General features: G+C 62.6%; 16 protein-coding genes. 5 read left to right on the forward strand and 11 right to left on the reverse strand.

The window, feature by feature from the left end:
• Positions 1-47: 47 nt before the first annotated feature.
• Positions 48-2,240, reverse strand: coding sequence for a beta-glucosidase (locus tag DXT59_RS11425; protein WP_116137031.1), 2,193 nt, complete (start codon positions 2,238-2,240; stop codon positions 48-50).
• 767 nt (positions 2,241-3,007) lie between these two features.
• Here DXT59_RS11425 and DXT59_RS11430 point away from each other — a divergent pair.
• Together DXT59_RS11430 and DXT59_RS11435 are read left to right on the forward strand one after the other, a co-directional pair.
• Positions 3,008-4,294 (forward strand): HlyD/EmrA/EmrK family protein, encoded by a 1,287-nt coding sequence (locus tag DXT59_RS11430; RefSeq protein WP_116137019.1) that lies wholly within the window; start codon positions 3,008-3,010, stop codon positions 4,292-4,294.
• Complete coding sequence (locus tag DXT59_RS11435) at positions 4,291-5,841, forward strand: DHA2 family efflux MFS transporter permease subunit (RefSeq protein ID WP_116137020.1); 1,551 nt, start codon at positions 4,291-4,293, stop codon at positions 5,839-5,841. Before DXT59_RS11430 ends, DXT59_RS11435 begins: the two co-directional genes overlap by 4 nt.
• A 7-nt stretch (positions 5,842-5,848) precedes the next feature.
• Here the strand turns inward: DXT59_RS11435 and DXT59_RS11440 are convergent, their stop codons facing one another.
• The 3 genes from DXT59_RS11440 to DXT59_RS11450 all read right to left on the reverse strand — a co-directional run bounded on the left by DXT59_RS11440 (position 5,849) and on the right by DXT59_RS11450 (position 8,756).
• Positions 5,849-7,042 carry an FAD-dependent monooxygenase gene (locus DXT59_RS11440; protein ID WP_116137032.1) on the reverse strand — a complete coding sequence of 398 codons (1,194 nt, stop codon included), beginning with the start codon at positions 7,040-7,042 and terminating at the stop codon, positions 5,849-5,851.
• Between the two features lie 22 nt (positions 7,043-7,064).
• Positions 7,065-8,156: a 3-deoxy-7-phosphoheptulonate synthase gene (locus DXT59_RS11445; RefSeq protein WP_116137021.1), complete on the reverse strand. Its 1,092-nt coding sequence runs from the start codon at positions 8,154-8,156 to the stop codon at positions 7,065-7,067.
• Between the two features lie 330 nt (positions 8,157-8,486).
• Complete coding sequence (locus DXT59_RS11450) at positions 8,487-8,756, reverse strand: helix-turn-helix domain-containing protein (RefSeq protein ID WP_116137022.1); 270 nt, start codon at positions 8,754-8,756, stop codon at positions 8,487-8,489.
• A gap of 412 nt (positions 8,757-9,168) precedes the next feature.
• On the opposite strand from DXT59_RS11450, the gene DXT59_RS11455 reads away from it, so the two are divergent.
• The gene (locus DXT59_RS11455; RefSeq protein ID WP_116137023.1) at positions 9,169-10,074 is read left to right on the forward strand and encodes a LysR family transcriptional regulator; all 906 of its coding nucleotides are present in this window, start codon (positions 9,169-9,171) and stop codon (positions 10,072-10,074) included.
• Between the two features lie 73 nt (positions 10,075-10,147).
• Here the strand turns inward: DXT59_RS11455 and DXT59_RS11460 are convergent, their stop codons facing one another.
• The gene (locus DXT59_RS11460; RefSeq protein ID WP_116137024.1) at positions 10,148-10,615 is read right to left on the reverse strand and encodes a VOC family protein; all 468 of its coding nucleotides are present in this window, start codon (positions 10,613-10,615) and stop codon (positions 10,148-10,150) included.
• Between the two features lie 269 nt (positions 10,616-10,884).
• On the opposite strand from DXT59_RS11460, the gene DXT59_RS11465 reads away from it, so the two are divergent.
• Positions 10,885-12,834, forward strand: coding sequence for an acid phosphatase (locus tag DXT59_RS11465; RefSeq protein WP_116137025.1), 1,950 nt, complete (start codon positions 10,885-10,887; stop codon positions 12,832-12,834).
• 79 nt (positions 12,835-12,913) lie between these two features.
• Here DXT59_RS11465 and DXT59_RS11470 read toward each other — a convergent pair whose 3' ends face one another.
• The 4 genes from DXT59_RS11470 to DXT59_RS31135 all read right to left on the reverse strand — a co-directional run bounded on the left by DXT59_RS11470 (position 12,914) and on the right by DXT59_RS31135 (position 14,647).
• Positions 12,914-13,183, reverse strand: coding sequence for a type II toxin-antitoxin system RelE family toxin (locus DXT59_RS11470; protein WP_116137026.1), 270 nt, complete (start codon positions 13,181-13,183; stop codon positions 12,914-12,916).
• Positions 13,167-13,391 carry a type II toxin-antitoxin system RelB family antitoxin gene (gene relB, locus DXT59_RS11475; RefSeq protein WP_116137033.1) on the reverse strand — a complete coding sequence of 75 codons (225 nt, stop codon included), beginning with the start codon at positions 13,389-13,391 and terminating at the stop codon, positions 13,167-13,169. Before relB ends, DXT59_RS11470 begins: the two co-directional genes overlap by 17 nt.
• A 113-nt stretch (positions 13,392-13,504) precedes the next feature.
• Complete coding sequence (locus DXT59_RS11480) at positions 13,505-13,951, reverse strand: carboxymuconolactone decarboxylase family protein (RefSeq protein ID WP_116137027.1); 447 nt, start codon at positions 13,949-13,951, stop codon at positions 13,505-13,507.
• 438 nt (positions 13,952-14,389) lie between these two features.
• Positions 14,390-14,647, reverse strand: coding sequence for a DUF29 domain-containing protein (locus DXT59_RS31135; protein WP_240324481.1), 258 nt, complete (start codon positions 14,645-14,647; stop codon positions 14,390-14,392).
• A 907-nt stretch (positions 14,648-15,554) separates the two neighbouring features.
• Between DXT59_RS31135 and DXT59_RS31145 the strand changes: the two genes are divergently transcribed.
• Positions 15,555-15,641 (forward strand): SymE family type I addiction module toxin, encoded by an 87-nt coding sequence (locus DXT59_RS31145; protein WP_240324482.1) that lies wholly within the window; start codon positions 15,555-15,557, stop codon positions 15,639-15,641.
• A gap of 65 nt (positions 15,642-15,706) precedes the next feature.
• On the opposite strand, the gene DXT59_RS11500 is transcribed toward DXT59_RS31145, so the two are convergent.
• Both DXT59_RS11500 and DXT59_RS11505 read right to left on the reverse strand, forming a co-directional pair.
• Complete coding sequence (locus DXT59_RS11500) at positions 15,707-16,303, reverse strand: hypothetical protein (RefSeq protein WP_116137029.1); 597 nt, start codon at positions 16,301-16,303, stop codon at positions 15,707-15,709.
• 3 nt (positions 16,304-16,306) lie between these two features.
• A partial coding sequence (locus tag DXT59_RS11505; protein WP_162878045.1) for a DUF637 domain-containing protein occupies positions 16,307-18,240 on the reverse strand: 1,934 nt, incomplete at its 5' end.

An 18,240-nucleotide genomic window follows, 5' to 3' on the forward strand; every position in this document is an offset into this window, starting at 1 on the left:
CTCGGCCGGCCGCGTCTAGCGCCCAGTGGTATTTTCCGCGGGCCCTCTTACTTCTGTTCGAGGCGGATATCGCGCGACGATGCGCCGACGTAGAACTGCCCGCCTTGAGCGATCTTCCAACCGTTGCGGCTCGTATCCCAAACGCGCCGCATCTTAGCCGGAATCTCGATCGTCACGCAGCGTGCCTCACCCGGCTTAAGACTGACCTTCTCCCAGCCGACGAGACGCTTAGGCGGCTCGACAGGGTCGTTCAAACCCAGATATACCTGCGGGACTTCGGCACCCGCCACAGGTCCGTCGTTGCGCAGCACGAAGGACACCGTCGTCGACTGGTCTCCATGCTGACGGACGTGCAAGTCCGAGTAGGCGAAATGCGTGTACGACAAACCGTGACCGAACGGGAACATCGGCTGGATATGCTGAGCGTCATACCAGCGATATCCCATCTTGAGGCCCTCCGAGTAGACGGGATTTTGCGCGATGTTGCCGCCGTCCCACGTCGGCGTATCGGCATCGCGCAACGGGAACGTGACCGGCAGTTTGCCCGAAGGATTGACCTTGCCGAATAGGACGTTCGCGATCGCATTGCCCCCACCCTCGCCCGGATACCAAGCATCGACGATGGCCGAGACTTGATCCTTCCAAGGCATCAACACCGGGTTGCCGCTTTCGAGCACGACGACCGTGTGCGGGTTGGCCTGCGCCACGGCTTCGACGAGCGCGTCTTGGTTCGACGGATTTGCGAGCGCCAGGCTATGCAATTCGCCGAAGTCCTCGCCGCCCGATTGGGTAACGAACACGATCGCGACGTCCGATTGGCGGGCCAAATTCACGGCTGCATCGATTTCCTGCTGGGTATAGGCTCTGAACGGCGATTGCATGTCCTGGTTGCCCGCAAAGGAGACCGTTGCGTTCGGCGCGAGGTTCTTGATTGCCGTCGTGATGGGCGTAGGCAGCTTGATCCACGGATTCGGCCACCAGTTGCATCCCGTCGAATTCGGGAACGTGAGCCCGCCGCAGCCGGGGAACGCCCCGGTGACCGGATCGCGCGTATCGCCCGAACCGCCGCCCGTGATCACACCGACATCCGCATGGCCGCCGATCACGGCGATATGCTTCAAGCTCGCCGCATCGAGCGGCAACTGCCGGTCCTGATTCTTTAGGAGTACGATCGATTGCTCTTCCGCGTGCTGCGCGAAACGGCGGGCGGCGTCGAAGTCGATGGTCTCGCCGCCCTTGGGAGGATCGTCCATCACGCCCGTGCGAATCATCACGTAGAGCTTGCGCCGCACCATGTCGTCAAGGCGCGCCTGCGTGATTTGGTGATTGGCGAGCGCTTGCTTGACGAGATCCGGCGTGAGGAAAACCGTCGGTCCGACGTCTTCTTCCTCGTCCAAGCCCGCATTGATGGCCGGGGCCGTGCTATGCGCGGCGCCCCAGTCCGATTGCACCTGGCCCTGGAAATGCCAATCGCCCTTCAGCACGTCGTTCAGCACGTGGGGGTTTTCGCACGCATAGGTACCGTTGATTTTGTTGTAGCTGCACATCACGTTTCCGGGCTGCCCCTGCTTCACGGCGAGTTCGAACGGCAGCAAGTACAGTTCGCGCAGCGTGCGTTCGTCGATGGTGTCGTTGCCGCCCATGCGATTGGTTTCTTGTTCATTGCCGACGTAGTGCTTAACCGTGGCGATGACTTTATGATCCTGCGTGGCGCGTGTACGCTCCGCCAACATCTCGCCCGCGAGCACCGGATCTTCGCCGAGGTACTCGAACATCCGCCCGCCGCGGGCTTCGCGCGCGAGGTTCGTCCCGCCGCCGAGACCCATCGCGAAGCCTTGCTGCCGCAACTGATGCGCGATGACGCCGCCGAATTGGTAGGCGAGCACCGGGTCCCAACTTGCCGCCAGCGCGATCGTGGCCGGGAACGTCGTGCTCGGTTGCACGGTGCTGCCCCCGCCCGTGGCCGAATCGACCATGTTGATGCTGGGGATGCCGAGCCGCGGCACCCCTTCGATGTAGCCCGCGCCGCCGCCCGGCACGTCGCTCATTTGGTACTTCGAGTGGATCAACTGCAGCTTTTCGTCGAGCGTGAGTTGCTTCACGAGCATATCGGCGCGGCGGTGCGCCGCGTCGTCCGAGAAGCTGTTCGCCACCACCGTGTCCGCGGCATGCGCGGCCGTTTGCGCGAAAAGGCAAAACGCGGCGGAAGCGATGGCGAGGGATAAACGCTTTACCTGCATGGGCTTGTCTCCGTGATTAGTGGATTGGCACTGCACCGCTTCGCGCCGCTTGCGCGGCGCCCGTGAAAGGGCGAGCGAAAGCACGAGCGCATCGTCTCGTCGCAAAGCGTTCTTACGGATGAAACTCAGTCATGCGGCGCGGAGGGCGGTTGAAGCCGACATGGAGCTCGGCGAAATCGCTTGTCCGCAGGATGTAGCGAAACTCCGGAGTTAGTAATAGCGCATAAGTAGCCTGACTACAAGAGAAGTTTTGAATGAATTCTTAAACCGACGGATGTCAGGGCTTCAACGCGAATTTGTTACTTATACCCAGCTAATATGTGGGACGGCATGGCTGTCATCGGAAAAATTTATAGTCGAATGGCGTCCCGAGCCCGCAATCCGTCAATCCAAACGCGACGCTCGACGTCGCCCGCGCTCCCCGATCGTATGGACGATCGATTCCCGCTCATCCGCCATGGGCGTGCCGCACGGGCAATACAAGCAGACTTTATGTTGTTACTGAAAAGCAATACAGGATCGAAACGGCGACCCTGACGTTCCGATTTTGGCTCGCAATGAAAAGAATTCGCGGTCTACTGGAAACCGGAGAAACGACAAATATTTAAATCGCATTCATTGTCAATTAACGAAATCGCATGCTTCAAAATGTCATCGCGTCGCTGACATTCCTGCCAGTTTTCCGCCGTCGCATCGCCTACTACATTGCCGATACCGCTCGCGACTTGGCAAGCTTTCGTCGCGCCCACCATCGAGGGTACTGACCGATGAGCGCAGCCGCATCGTCCGCATCGTCCACCTCCCGCGAGGCCGCCGCCGCCGCCGACGCCGAGCGAGCGCTCACGCAGCGCCTCGCGCGGCATCGCCGTCTCGCGCTGCGTTGGTTCGCCCTCGTGCTCGTTCTCACCGCGCTTGGCGCGGGCAGTTGGTGGTGGACGCAAGCTCGCAATGTCGTCTCCACCGACGATGCCTACGTGGCCGGCGATGTCATCGAAGTGTCGCCGCGTATCGAGGGGACCGCCGTCGCCGTCTTCGCGCAGGACACCGATACCGTCGAGGCGGGCGCACCGCTCGTGCAAATCGACCCGACCGATGCGCGCCTCGCGCTCGATGCGGCAGTCCAAGCGCTGGCTCACGCCGTGCGCGACTACCGCTCGGCCGGCGCCGACGCCGATCAGGCACGCGAGCAGATGCGCCAGCGAGCATCGGAACTCGTTCGCGCGCAAGACGACTTCGAGCGGCGCGGAGCGATTGCCGCGGAAGGCGCCGTCTCGAAGGAAGAGCTTCGCCATGCGGGCAGCGCGGTCACCGCGGCGCAGGCCGCGCTCGATGCTCAGCGCGCCGCCTTTCGTTCGAGCCTCGCCCATGTGGAAGGCACCACCGCCGAATCGAGCCCGCTCGTGAAAGAAGCGGCAACGCGTGTGCGCAGCGCCGCCCTCACGCTCGCGCGCTCGGTCGTGCGCGCACCGATCGCCGGCCGCATCACCCGCCGCGTCGTGCAAGTCGGCCAGCATGTCGCACCGGGTACGCCTTTGCTCGAGATCGTTCCGCTCGACCGTGTGTGGGTGGATGCCAATTTCAAGGAATCGCAGCTCGGGAGATTGCACCCCGGACAAGCCGTTGTGCTCACATCCGATCTGTATGGCGGCGCCGTCGCGTTCCATGGAACGATTCAAGGCTTCGAAGCCGGCACCGGGGCGGCATTCGCCGCGCTTCCCGCGCAGAACGCAACCGGCAATTGGATCAAAGTGGTGCAGCGCGTACCCGTGCGTATCGCGCTCGACGTACGCGAGGTGCGCGCCCATCCGCTGCTGATCGGCGTCTCGATGGCCGCCGAGGTCCACGTCGACCAGCCGGGCGATTCGCATGGCGCGCTGAGCACCGCATCGGCCGCGACGGCTGCCGGGTCACTCGCGCGTAGATTGCCGCGCATGCCCGATGCGACCGATGCCTACGCCGGCGAGATCGAGGCGGGCGAGGCACTCGTCGATAAGACGATACGCGCGAACAGCGCCGGGCCCGGACATATCGGCGAACCGGATACCCGGCGATGACGTTGCGATTTCGCCGCCATGCGGCTTACTCCGCGCCGCTTGCGCTCGAACCGCTGCGAGGCGGCACGCTCGTGGCGGCCGCGATCGCGATCAGCACCGCCAACTTCATGCAGACGCTCGATCTGACGATCGCGAACGTCGCGGTGCCGACGATCGCCGGCGATCTCGGCGTCTCGCCCGATATGGGCACTTGGATGCTGACGTCGTTCGCCACACCGCTCGCCGTCATGTTGCCGTTGACGGGATGGCTCGCGCAGCGCTTCGGCCAGGTAAGGCTGTTTCGCCTCTCCGTCGTGCTCTTCATCGCGACCTCGATGCTGTGCGGCCTCGCCCCGAGCTTCGGTGCGCTCATTGCATTGCGCGCGCTGCAAGGCGCCGCGTCGGGACCGATCACCGCCTTGTCGCAAGCGTTGCTCGTCGCCGTGTTTCCGGCGGCCAAGCGCAACAAAGCGCTCGCGGTTTGGCAGACCACGACGTTTATCGCGCCCGTCCTCGGGCCGATAGCAGGGGGATGGATCACCGACAACATCGCCTGGCCGTGGATCTTCTACATCAATGTCCCGGCCGGCGCGGCGGTGCTCGCGATCATGATGCGCACGCTCGGCGGGCGCGACAACCCTACGCGCAAGCTTCCCGTCGATGCCGTCGGCCTCGTCTTGCTCGCGCTTTCGTTCGGGTCCTTCCAATTGATGCTCGACCGCGGTCAGAACCTCGATTGGTTCGCCGCGACGCCCATCCGCGTGCTCGCCGCGATGGGGCTCGTGAGCCTTGTCGCCCTCGTCTTGTGGGAGCTGACCGAACTTCACCCGATCGTCGATTTGAAACTATTCGGCGACTTGAATTTTTTGGCAGGCACCGTGGCCGTCACAGTCGGCTTCGGCGTCTACTACGCGGCGCTCGTGCTCGTGCCGCTATGGCTGCAAACCCAGCAAGGCTACACGGCGACATGGGCCGGCATCGCCACGGCGCCGCTCGGGCTCGCCGGCATCGTCGTGGCGCCGTTGATCGGTCGCATCCAGCACCGCGTCGACCCGCGCGGCTTCGCCACGCTCGCGCTCGTCGGCTGGGCGGCGGCATCGCTCTGGCGGATGCATTTCGACACCGATGTGCCGTTGGACGAGATCGCCGCCAATTCGCTGCTGATGGGCACCGCCACGGCGTTCTTCATCACCCCGCTCGTCTCGCTCTCGCTCGCGGCTCTGCCGCGCGAACGGTTGCCGGCGGCCTCGGGCCTGCAAAACGCACTGCGCCGAATCGGCACGAGCGTGGCCACCTCGCTCGCTCCCACATACTTCGAGCGCCGCGCGCGCGTGCACAGCACTTATCTCGTCGATCGGCTCGCGCCGTTCGATCGCGGCTTTAGCGATTGGATCGAGCGATTGCGGCATGCCGGCCTATCGCGCGATGCCGCGCTCGCATCGATCGCAAAAACCGTCGACGCGCAGGCCCATATGCTCGCGCTCGACGATTTCTCGGGCGGATGCGCGTTGCTCTTCGCGGCTACGCTCGTCATCGTTTGGCTCGCCCGGCATCGCCGGGCCATCTAACGCCGCGCTATGCGGCCAGCGCCCAGGCAGGCATCGTCTTCAACGCCGGCAATGTCGATGATGCGTCGGCAGTGAGCGCGTCGTAACCGAAAACCCATTCTGGATCGGTTTGCCCGCGCATGAACGTATTGGCGGCCGAGACCCGATGTACGCGCGCGAGCCGCTCGCGGCGCGCCTGCGAGAAAGCGACGAACGCGGGTTCGAACGCGCCCGCCCCGAGCAACGCGCGCGTCAGCATCGCCGCATCCTCGAGCGCCATCGCCGCGCCTTGCGACATGAAAGGCCGCATGGGATGGCATGCGTCCCCGATCAGTACGACGCGCGACCCGCCGAATTCGAAATGCGGCGGCCGCTCGAACAATGCCCACTTACTCACGCCGGCCTGCGGCGCGGTCGCCAGCATCCGCCTGACGTCCGGATGAAAATGCCGGAACGCGAAGCGCATTTCATCGAGATCCGCGGGCACCGACGATGCCTCGCCGGGCCAGTCCGATTGCGGCATCATCGCCGCGAAATAGAAGTCGCGGCGCGCGCGATCGAGCCAGTACGACAGAACGAACTGGTCAGTGTCCCACCACTTCGTGAGATCGTCGATGGCCATGGCGCCCAGTGCGTCGCGCGGATAGGAACCACGAAACGCGACCTGCCCCGAGAAGACCGGGCGTTCGCTCCCGCGCAGCGCACCGCGCACCTTCGAGCGCAAACCGTCGGCCGCGATGACGGCGTCGGCCTGCGCGCGGCTGCCGTCCTCGAACGTCAGCACGATCGCATCGCCGCGCGAATCGAGACCCGCCAATCGCTTGCCCCAACGCACGGCGCCGGGCGCGACGGCCGACATCAGCGCGATATGAAGCTCGCCGCGCCGCACGGCCACGAACGGCGAGCCGAACTGGCGATGCGCGCGCTCGCCGAGCGCGAGCGTATAGAGCGTCTCCCCGCTCACCGCGTCACGATTCAGAAAGGCGCTGGGTTCCTGGCCCTTGAGCAGCACGTGCCGATGCACGTTGAGATAGCGCAGCACGCGCATCAAATTCGGACTCAAGTGGATACCGCCCCCGGCCGGTGCGAACCGTTCGTACTGCTCGTAGACGGTCACTTCATAGCCTATGCGCTGCATGAGCGCGGCGACGGCCGCTCCGCCGATGCCCGCGCCGATAACGGCGAGCCGAGCGCCATTTCCGCCGCCACGCTTCGAACTCATATCGCCCCCCGAAATCTCGGTCTCAAAGTGAAAACGCCGGCGACGCATACCGCGCGAGCGCGGTTCGCCGTTGCGTACGCACGGCACGCGCCAGAAGCCGGATCACATCGACCGTATCGCTCCATCCGAGGCACTCATCGGTGATGCTCTTGCCGTAGGCAAGCGGGACGCCTGGGACGATCTCTTGGCGGCCCGGCGCGATGTTCGACTCGATCATGACGCCGGCGATACGCGATTCCCCGTTCGAAATCCGTTGCGCCAAGTCGGCGCACACATCGACTTGCACGCGCGCCACCTTGCCGCTGTTGCCATGGCTCGCATCGACGACGACCGAGGGCGTCATCCCGTTACGCTCGAGCGCGCCGCATACCGCGTCGATCGTCGCATGGTCGAAATTGGGCTTGCGACCGCCGCGCAGGACGATGTGCGCGGCCGGGTTGCCGCGGCTCGCGACGGCTTCGATGCGGCCGTCGATCGAGACGGTCAAGTAGTGATGCGGGGCGCGCGCGGCGGCGAGTGCGTCGAGTGCGATCGCGATGTTGCCGTCGGTGCCGTTCTTGAAGCCGATCGGCAAGGGCAGGCCGGACGCCGCTTGCCGGTGCATCGGCGATTCCGTCGTGCGTGCGCCGATCCCCGCCCATGAGACGAGATCGTCGATATACCGGACCGTCATGAGATCGAGGAATTCGGTGGCCGCGGGCACGCCGAGCGCGTGAATGTCGATAAGCAACTGCCGTGCGCGCTGCAAGCCTTCGTCGATCCGATAGCTGCCGTCCAGATCGGGATCGTTGATCAAGCCCTTCCATCCGAGCGTCGTTCGCGGCTTTTCCAAATAGACGCGCATGACGATTTCGAGCGCATCGCGGTAGGCGTCGCGCAGCGGCGCGAGTCGACGCGCGTAGTCGAGCGCGGCTCGCGCGTCGTGGATCGAGCAGGGTCCCACGATCACCGCGAGCCGCGCGTCCTTGCGCGCGACGATACGGCCGAGCGCCTCGCGCGTTTCGCGCACGAGCGCCAGCAGCGGCGGGCTCGGCGGCAGCAGCGCGCGCAATTGTGCAGCGGTGATGAGCCGGCCGGGCGCGAGTTGCGGCCGATGGGCGACGAGTGAGGCCATGGTTTCCTCCGCTATGTACGGCGCGACGAGAGGTCGCGTCCTATCGAATGGCACGCATTAGAACGGAGGCCGATCGATGAGAAAACTGGCAGAACTCTCAGAAAACACCCGTTCTCTGGCACTTCTCTCAGGGCGTGGAATAAATGCGATGCTCATCGTTCTCGGGCGAGTGCGTGCCGAGCAATGCTGCGTCGCTATCGGTTCCGAAGGCGGTCGAAGCGGGGGTGGAACGGTTTCAATGCTGGAGTTGGTTAGGACGCCGAACGGCAAACCGGCGGGGCGAGCCGAGAGGCAGCCGGGCGGCCCTCTCGTTCGCCGTGCGAGAGGGTGTCAATTGAAAGCGATGATGCCGAGCAACAGCGCCTTGACGGCGGCATGGGTCTTGTTCGACGCATTCAGTTTCGAAATCGCGCTGGCCACGTGGAAGTTGATCGTGCGTTCCGTGACGCCGAGAATCATTCCGATTTCACATGACGTCTTGCCCACGGCGGCCCAACGCAACACTTCGCGTTCGCGTTCGCTCAGCGGCGACACACCCCTTGCATCGCCGCGCAACGGCAAAGGCGGCATGGGCGCCTCGCGCTTCGTCAGTTGCTCCATTTTCTGCTCCGCAAAAGAAAGCAAACATGCCAAGTCAGCTCCACCACACCCAACGGGCCATGCCTGGAACGGCAATATCCGCCGCTCCGAATGAAAACGGGCCGGCCTATTCACAAGAAAAAAATTTCCCCCGCACACTCAATGAGGGGAAAAAGGGAAAAACTGGATCAGCGGTTCGTTCGAGGCGGTTAGAAGCCCGTTCTGGAAACGGCAAGCGCGCCAGAGCCGACGCATGCGGATTTGGAGCCGCACCTCGTGTGACCGCACGATGGGGGAAAAAAAGGCGTCAATACCCCGTACCGTTTTTATATATCGCGTTCAGCATAATCGCTGTTTTCGCACTGCGGAAGGTGCGTGAAGCGCACTATATTCATGATTACAACGCCATGAAAGCGAATTGCCGGTGGCCGCCATGACCTCGATCGATCTGAACATGCTAGTCGTACTCGACGTACTGCTTACCGAGCAAAGCGTCGTGCGCGCCGCCCAGCGGCTCGAACTGAGCCCCTCCGCGATGAGCCGGGCGCTTGCGCGGCTGCGCCTCGTCACCGGCGATCAACTGCTGGTGCGTGCCGGCCATACGCTCGTGCCCACGCCGCTCGCGCTCGAATTGCGCGGTAAGGTGAGCGCCGTGGTCGCCGATGCGCAAAACGTCCTGCGCCCGTCGATCCGACTCGATCTGACCTCGCTCGAGCGCACGTTCACGATACGCGCGAACGACGGCTTTATCGAACGCTATGGCGCCCGCATCGCCGAACTCGTCCAGGAGCAGGCGCCGCTCGTTCGGCTGCGGTTTGCATCGAAGCCCGATAAAAGCGGGGCGATGCTGCGCGACGGCGTCGCCGATCTCGAAGTGGGCGTCGTGAATCATATGGCGCCGGAGCTGCGCATCCAGGCGCTCTTTCGCGACAAGTTCGTCGGCGTGGTCCGTCTCGGGCATCCGCTTACCCGTGACGACGTGACGGCGGCGCGCTATGCCGCCTATCGGCATATCAGCGTCTCGCGCCGAGGCCACGCGTTCGGACCAATCGACGACGCGCTGCGCGAGGCAGGCGAGAAGCGCATCGTCAGCGTGATCGTGCCGAGCTTTCCCGATGCGCTCGCGCTGGCGCGAACCACCGACCTCGTCGCGAGCGTCCCCGAGCGTCAGACCGATGCGGCGCGCGCGGGCATGTACACCTTTGCACTACCGGTGATCACACCCGACGTCACCGTCTCGCAGATCTGGCATCCGCGCCTGGATGGCGACAGCGCGCATCGCTGGCTGCGCAGTTGCCTGCGGCACGCCTGCAGCGACGCGCCGGAGACGCTTCAGTAGTGGACGGGCGGCCGTCGTTTAGCGCCCTCCGCGCCTTCGGCTCAGTTCTTCCGGCGCCCCGGCGATTCCGCCATTAGCCGCGCTGCGTCTCGGCCATCGCACGCTGCATCTCTTCCATGCTCGGCTCGCGCTTGCGGGTGGCGATATGCCAGTGGTGCCCGAACGGGTCCTCGACTGCGCCCCAACGGTCGCCCCAAAACATGTCATCCAGCGGCATACGCACGGTTACGCCCGCCGATACAGCACGCTCGAACGCTTTGTCGGCGTCCTCGACATAGAGGTAGAGACTCACTGGGGTTCCTTTCAGAGTTTGCGGCCCGACGGCGCCGCAGTCGGGGCTTTCCTCGGTCATCATCAGGATCGAGTCGCCGATCTTGATCTGTGCATGGGCGATCTTGCCCGTGGGTCCGGGCATACGAAACAACTCGACTGCACCGAAGGCCTTGGCGTAGAAGGCGATTGCCTCGTCCGCGTTTTTGCACACGAGATGGGGGGTGACCGTGTGCATGCCTTCCGGGATCGGTTTGACAAATGAAGTCATTCTGGGCGCTCCGTTTTCAGTAATTCGTTAGCGAATGGGCCTCGTGGCGGCACGACGGTACGGTCCTGGACGACTACGGACCTTCACCTTCCACGCTTCGCGGTAGCGAGGCTCCATCGATACGACGACCGAAGACCCGCGAATTCGACATTTCGGCCGATTTTTTTGGGCCAGCCGTGCCGCGCGTCGCATACGCGACCGTCATTGCAACAATTTCGCAACATTGGAAAAACATAATGCGCTCTTCTCATTAATTGTCATACTTTTCCATGCGACACATCCCGGTTGCTTCGCGGCTGCATTTTTCGCTGCTCGTCAGCCTCGCCGCTCTGGCCGCATGCGGCGGCGGCAATAGCGCATCGACGAGCGCCGCCATTCCCGCACCGCCGCCGACGCCTAACTTTGTCGATAGTGCGACGATTCCCGACGTCCCGGCGTTCGTCGACAACATCGCCACCAATCAGCGAGGCGACGCGCGCTATGCGACGCTGGGCACGAACGCGGCCGTGCGGGTGGTGTCGCGATTCCTCGATATCTGGCAACCGCTGACCGAGATCGTCGATGCGGGTGTTTCCGCACCGGCGAACGGCTCGTTCCCGGCCGTCGTGCAGTCGACGTGGACGGGGCTGCCGAACGACGGCACGCCCGGCGGAGCGGTAATCAACGGCGCCGTGCACGCGGCCAACATCCAGTTCGTGATCAACGAAACGACGAGCCGCACGCAGGCGCAGGCCGATGCGGCCTATTACGACGACCGGCGCGGCAAGGGCTATAGCGTGACGGACGGCTTGGGGCCGCTGACGAATGCATGGCGCGCCGCCGCGCAGCAGACGACGACGATCACCTCGATTCCGGCCGACGCGACCACGGTGCTCTACAACGACGGCGGCAACAACACGGGGGTGGGGACGAGCGGCGGCAACGCGACCTTCGGCCAGGTCGTGGACTTGCTCAACGCGATGGGCAGCAATGCCTCCACGGAGCCTGCCAAGCGCTTTTATAAATACGCGCGGCCGTACCGCTGGAGTACGAGCGTCGTCGTCGATCCGACGCTCGTGCCGGCCGAGAGCGGCACGCCGACGACCGATGGCGGCTTCATCAGCGGCCACGAGGCGGAGGCCATGCGCGATGCGATGACGATGGCCTACGTCCTGCCCGAGCGTTTCCAAGAGATGGCGAGCCGAGGTCTCGAACTCGGCGAAAACCGCATCTTTGCCGGCATGCACTCTCCGCTCGATGTGATCGGTGGTCGCATGTTCGCGCTGGCCGCCACCGCGGCGAATCTGTCCAATCCGAACAATGCGACGCTCAAAAGCAGCGCGTTCGCACAGGCGCATGCGGCGCTGATGCAGGCGACGAATACGAATGCCGCAACGTTCGCTGCGTTCGCCCATTCGGGGACGGCAACGACGGATCGGTTCGCGGACTACGCGACGAACAAGGCGAACTTCATTCGACGCATGACCTTCGGCTTCTCGCCGATCGAATCGACCGATGCGCCGCCGGTCGTACCGAAGGGCGCCGAGGTGATGCTGGAAACGCGCTTTCCGTATCTGAGCGCGGATCAGCGGCGTGTGGTTCTGAAAACGACCGAGCTCCCCTCGGGGTATCCGGTGATGGACGACGCCGAAGGATGGGGACGGTTGAACATGTTCGCGGCGGCCGACGGACTCGGCGCGTTCAACGGCAGCGTTGTCGTTTCGATGGATGCGTCGCAGGGCGGATTCAATGCTTTCGATCTATGGCGCAATGACATTTCGGGCACCGGGAAGCTAACGCTGCAAGGCACGGGGACTTTGGCGCTGGGCGGCAACAATACGTGGTCGGGCGGCGCGCAAGTGAACGGAGGCGTGCTGGAGGCGCTGTCGCCGAATGCGTTCGGGACCGGCGACGTGTATCTGGGCGCCGGCGGAGTGACGATCGCGGCTTCGTCGCTTGTGACCGTTGCCGGTAATTACACGCAACTCGCCGGGACGACGCTCGAACTCGATATCGACGGCACGGGCGCCGGGCGGTTGCGCGTGGGCAGCCAGTTGACGATCGCGGGCGGAACACTGCACGTGAAGCTCGTCAACGGTTATTCGCCTAAGGTCGGTGACGTGGTGGCGTTGATCGATGGGACCGGTTCGATGAAGCAGTTCACATCAGTGACGGTGGATGGGCATAACGCCACGCCGATTTATACGTCCACGGGAGTGTCGGTGCGGATCGATTCTTGATCGGTTGATGGGGGCTGTGGCGCGACGGTAGGCGGGAAGAGGTCGGCCGGTGAGGCTGGCCTCCGGATGTCGGAGTTCATCAGCGATACACTTCACGCCGGTTGCCCAAGCGCAGAACCTCAATAGTGATGCGCGAGTCTTCGATCTGGCAAATCAACCGCCAGTCGCCAACGCGGTACTTCCAGAATTCGCCTAGCTCACTGCCCTTGAGGGCTTCGCCAATCGAGCGCGGATCGTCCAAGGCAGATACGCGTTCTCGAAGGAAGGTCACGATACGCCGAGCAACAGCACGGTCTAGCTTGCCGAGCTGCTTCTCGGCGGTTTGCGAGATCTCAATCCGCCAAGCCAAGCCGCGCCTCCACCTCGTCTAGCGACGAGGTCTGTTCCTTACCAGATCGGACGCGCTTGGCTACACGCTCGGCCAAGTACAAATCTTCCAAATCTTCCAGATGCTGCTCGATGGCCTGGCGCGCATAGAATGTCTTGGTGCGCCCCGTCCGCTTGGCCAGCGCCTCGAGGCGGGCTTCCAATTCTTCAGGTAAACGAATGGCTAGCATCGCAGCCTCCGGCAAGTTTGCTATACATGTATAGCCATTATAGTCCGCCTCCTTATTCCAAGCTCGCCTCATCGTCGAGCGCAGCCAATAGGTCAGCCGCCATCGCCGGCTGTTCACCCTTCAACTTCAAGTGTGACACCTCTGAGCCGTACCGGAAGCCTAGCCGATTGGATATCCTCAAGATCTCGGTCAGTTCGCTGCGCCGCCACCCCAGCGTAAGGGCAGGTCTTCAAATGCAACCACACCGCTGCCAGCTGACTTCCGTGTGCGATCGCAATTGCCAATGCAACAAGTTCGCGATCCTTGCGCGTCAGCGTCGACCTCTCGCGGGCGATCCGATACATCATCTGCATGAACAATTTTTGAAATTCTTGAGGAAATGGACCCAAAATTTCATGCCGACTTTGAAACAGCGATGTCACATCGGCGTCCAAAAGCTCAACGTCATTCGTCTGACATTTTTCGCTTTGCTCGATTTCGATTCCGCGCTCATGGAACACCGTCGCAACGATACGCATGGCTGCAATTGCGGTGGAAACGCCTGAATAGAAGAGAATCAAGTCGATATTTCAATTCGTAATCGTTATTTGCGCTATAGTTTACAGCGCATCGTGGAGATGCTTTTTGTTGATTTTTCCGATTTTATGTTGCCCCGCGCTAGCTTGTCAGGGCGCGGTGGCGTGCACTGCGCTTCGACGGCATCAGCCCTCCAAACTGGGACATCCTGCGAGCGATATCGCCGTGATTGGATCGCCGTAGGTGCATTTCCCCGATCGATGATGGAGCTAGCAGCGAGGTTGGCCTCCCCCGCGGTCAGCTTCGTAACGGCATGTCCGGCAGAAACGCGTCGTCGATTATCTGCTGCATCGTCCACGGACAACACTCGGGCAGCGCCACGCCTATTTCTTCAACAGATTGACAGATCGCGTCCGCCCACATTGTCGCGGCCCAGCGGGGCTCGGCAAGAGAATCTCTCAGACTCGGCGCCATTCGCAACTCTATGCCGGGAGGCGTCGCAGTTCGCGAATAACCCGCCGCCGAGCCGGCGAACGGCGGCCACATTGGTATTGCCATTTTAGGAGGTTGGCCGCTAGGGTTGCCATGAAGCTTGCCACGTGACGCTGTTCACTCCTGCCCACGCTCCCGATCTCGTCGACGAGATGTTCGATGTCCAGGTCGGAGAATTTCCCCGCTCGCAACATCGCAGCCTGTTCGTTGGCCCACGCCACCGCGTCGTTCTCGTAGTTTGTCGCCATGTTTTCCGCTCCCTTATCCCAATTGCGCGGCGAGTGTAGCTGTCTCAGAACTCATCGCGCGCGGGTTTGCGGGCCGCCATCGCCTAGGTGCGGTTTTCGGCCTACCGACGCGTGGGCGAAGCAAGTTAATGAACGATGGCGCAGATGTGCCGACGGGCCGATTCTGTCAGCCCGTCGGGATAGTAAGAAGGGATTGCAAGGCTTTACAGCAGGGCTTCCAAGCCCTTGCGATCGACCAGGTCGAGCAGTTTCAGGGAAGGGCCCGGATGCTTTTGCCCCTGCTCCCCATTTCTGTACCGTCGAGACGCTCGTATTCAGGCACGCCGCGAACACTGCCTGGCTCGCCTTGGCACGCTGGCGCAGTCGCCGAATCTGCGCCGCGCTGTATTTCTTGATCGGCGGCAGGCACAACACGTCGAACTCTCGCATCGTCACCACATCCATCGGCCCAATCTCATGCAGGTCTTGCGCCGTCTCGTGCAGCGTCTTCAGCAGTCTGTCACCCATCGCTTTCCACCTCATATAGCTTGCCCGTGCTCAGCGCCTCACGCAGCTCCCGAGCATCGTAGCCCAGGAGGTATCGGGCCGCATGGCCCGCACTGCATTACTCAGCGTCCTAGGCCGATCGGCTAATGGTTAGGACTACTGATTTTAAATACAATCAAAGACTTAACAGCACCGCTAACAGGAGAACGGCCACCCCTTCCATCGCCGTAAACGCAGCGCGGGCCGCATGGGCGCCAACCCATACGACCCGCTGACCACCATCAACTCGGACAGGAGTCGATATGGCTGACGCCAATCTTAAAGCATTTGACGACGCTCTCACCCCTCACGCAGCGTCACGATTCAGCAATCGCCTCGCTGGCGACCCTACTCGCCTCGCCGACGGCCCGCACCGCCTCTCGTGCCTTGGTTCAAGCTCTCCGGCCGCTGGCTCGAGCAAGCCGGCTTCATGCCTTACCAACGACTCAAGATCGAAGTCCAGCAATAGCGGCTTGTGATCGCGCCCGCCTGAACGGCCACGTACGCAGCGAACCCGGCTGCAACCGGGTTCATTCAACGCCCATAGTGCATCAGCAACCCCTCGCGCCACGAAGGAACCAACTGGTTGAACGGGAACAAAGGCCAGGCGCCACCCTCAATCAACTCTTCGATAGGCCTGGCTCCTAGCTGCTTTAGGGGGCATTCGAAGTCTTGTCGTTTGCTCACCTGACGCAATGCAACGACGGCAATGTCGTTATCTTTCTCACAATAAATGCACCATTCCCCGATGTCGGAACAACAGACATATCGGTCGACTGCATATAGCCAGCCTCTAGAAGGACCGCCCTCTTCCAAGGCGTTCATATACTGCGCCCCTGTAGTGCTGCGGTCTAGGAAGATCGCCTCGCCGCTCTCTTCGAACCTCGTTAGGTCTGTCCTATCAAGGTTCAAAAGACAAGCGACACGCGAGTTCTCGCAGCCTAGAAATTGGATCACGACATTCACAAACGCCGCATCGAACAAACGGTCCGATTCGCAAAAAAGGAAATCCTCCCACGCTCCCTCGAACACCCGATCTGGCAACCGATGATCGTAGGCTAATGACCGAACAGTCACATCCAGCGCATTCCGTCGAGTAGCTTCTTGCCCCGCGATCAACTTCACGTTCATCTATCAATGTCCTCCAAGCGAGAACTTTACGGACCCGTTCGGCCCGACGTATTGCACTCCCGCGGCGCCCGTGCTCGTCCGCGTGTATATAGTGTAGGTGGATGTCCCATCGCTTAACACCGTAAAGGCACCGTTCGTACTCGTGCCTTGGTTCTGCACACTATAGCCGTTAGCGATCAGGTTCGCCTGGAACTGGCTAGCCGTGACGTCCGTCCGCACATTGGGATACTTGCTTCCGGGCGAGGTAATCGACGTGTCGTACGTCGACGATGTCGCTGGCGCGTTACCCGTGGTTGAGCTTTGAGAGCTTCCAGTTTCCTCACCATTCCCACCGCTCGACAAGATCGGCGTACCCGGCGCGATCAGCGGCGGGGTCATCACAACTGCGCCATACGGCGTCGGAATTGGAACAGATGGGATCACTACCGCACCGGCCGGCCCGCTCGTGTTGTTGTCATCGCCCCCGCCAGGAATCTGGTTGTTCGCGTCCGACGGCCCCGTTCGTCCCCTGTTAGCGTTAAACAGACTGAGCAACTGCCCTTGCACCGAATTCCTCACGGAATTAGTCCAGCTCACGACGTTCAACATATCCGAGAATGCGCCCGCCAGCGTGCCAAGGACCCCGCCGTTTTTCGCCGCAGTCGCAGGATGGTCATCAGTGTTGTTCAGTACCTCGTTCAACGCCGCGTTGGCCCCGCCCTGTGCGTTCGCACCCGCCAACCCCGCCAGGCCACCACCGAGCAGCGTCGCAAACCCCTCCATGGCGGCCTGTTGCCCAGGGCTCAGCGCAGCACCGGTCGGGTCAATCGCCTTCAGCACATCCGGCGACAGTGCGGCAGAAGCCGCTCCGCCAATGGCCCCACCAGCACACCCAGTCCCCTCGGCCGCTCCCGCCGCGCATCCCAGGAGCCCGTGTGCTGCCACATACCCCAATTCCCCGGATATTCCGCTACCAAAGACGTTGTTATCGTTCGCATTGCCAATGGCGAACGCGCCCACCGCCGCTGCATCGCTAACCGCCGCCTGTTTCAGATTGTCGAGGAAGCTACCTCCCTCAATCGCCGTTTGCACGCCCGCGCTAATCGTCGCGGTCGCACCAAGGGCCGCGATCTCTTGCGGTAAGCTGCCCGTCGCCGCCTGTCCCGCCTGCGGTACGAGCGAGCCACCGATGTTCGAGATTCCCGCCAATTGGCCGAGCGTGCTCGTATCCTGCGGCAGGCTGTTTAGGCCTTGATCGAGGTTGCCTAACCCAAACGAGCCCGTCGTACTGTTGTACGTGATGCCGTTCGTCAAGCCCGCCGTTAGCGCACCGACCGCTCCTGCTTCCAGCACTGCGCCGAAATCGATCCCGTTACCCGTGACGATCTGACTCGTTAGGCTTCCCGCCATGGCGCTAGCCATTCCAACGACTATCGATTCGCCCAAGGTCATCGACGCAAGCGTGGCCCCCATCGCAGCAGCAGCCGCTCCCGCCGTCACGATCGATGCCGCGATCGCCGCCACCATTGCAACGATCTGCGTCACGCCAAACCCACCGGCCGCCACAAAATGCGTGTGCAGATTGTCGCTAACCGTCGTCTGCGTGAAGTTGCCGCCTAGTTGCTGAAGCACTTGCCCCAGCAATTGCTGCGTCGCCGCGTTGTTGACAGAGCCGTCCGGGCTGACCTCCTGCAACAATCCGCCGATCTGATTGAGCTGCGACACGTTTAGCGACATCTGTCCTGCCGCTGCGGTCATGAAGCCGCCGGACTGCACGAGGGTACCCGTCGTCTCCTCGTATCCGGAATCCATGTCGCCGCCGGCATTCGCCCAAATCTCGCCGACGTCGACCTGGTTGGCCCGGTTGGTCAGTGTCACCTTCCGGCATAAAGGAGCCGGGTATTTCCGGCATATAGGCGCCAGTAGAAGTGGGTAGAAACGAGCATCTTTGCGGTTCA

It is taken from the genome of Trinickia diaoshuihuensis, from assembly GCF_003390925.1.
GTDB classification, from domain to species: domain Bacteria; phylum Pseudomonadota; class Gammaproteobacteria; order Burkholderiales; family Burkholderiaceae; genus Trinickia; species Trinickia diaoshuihuensis.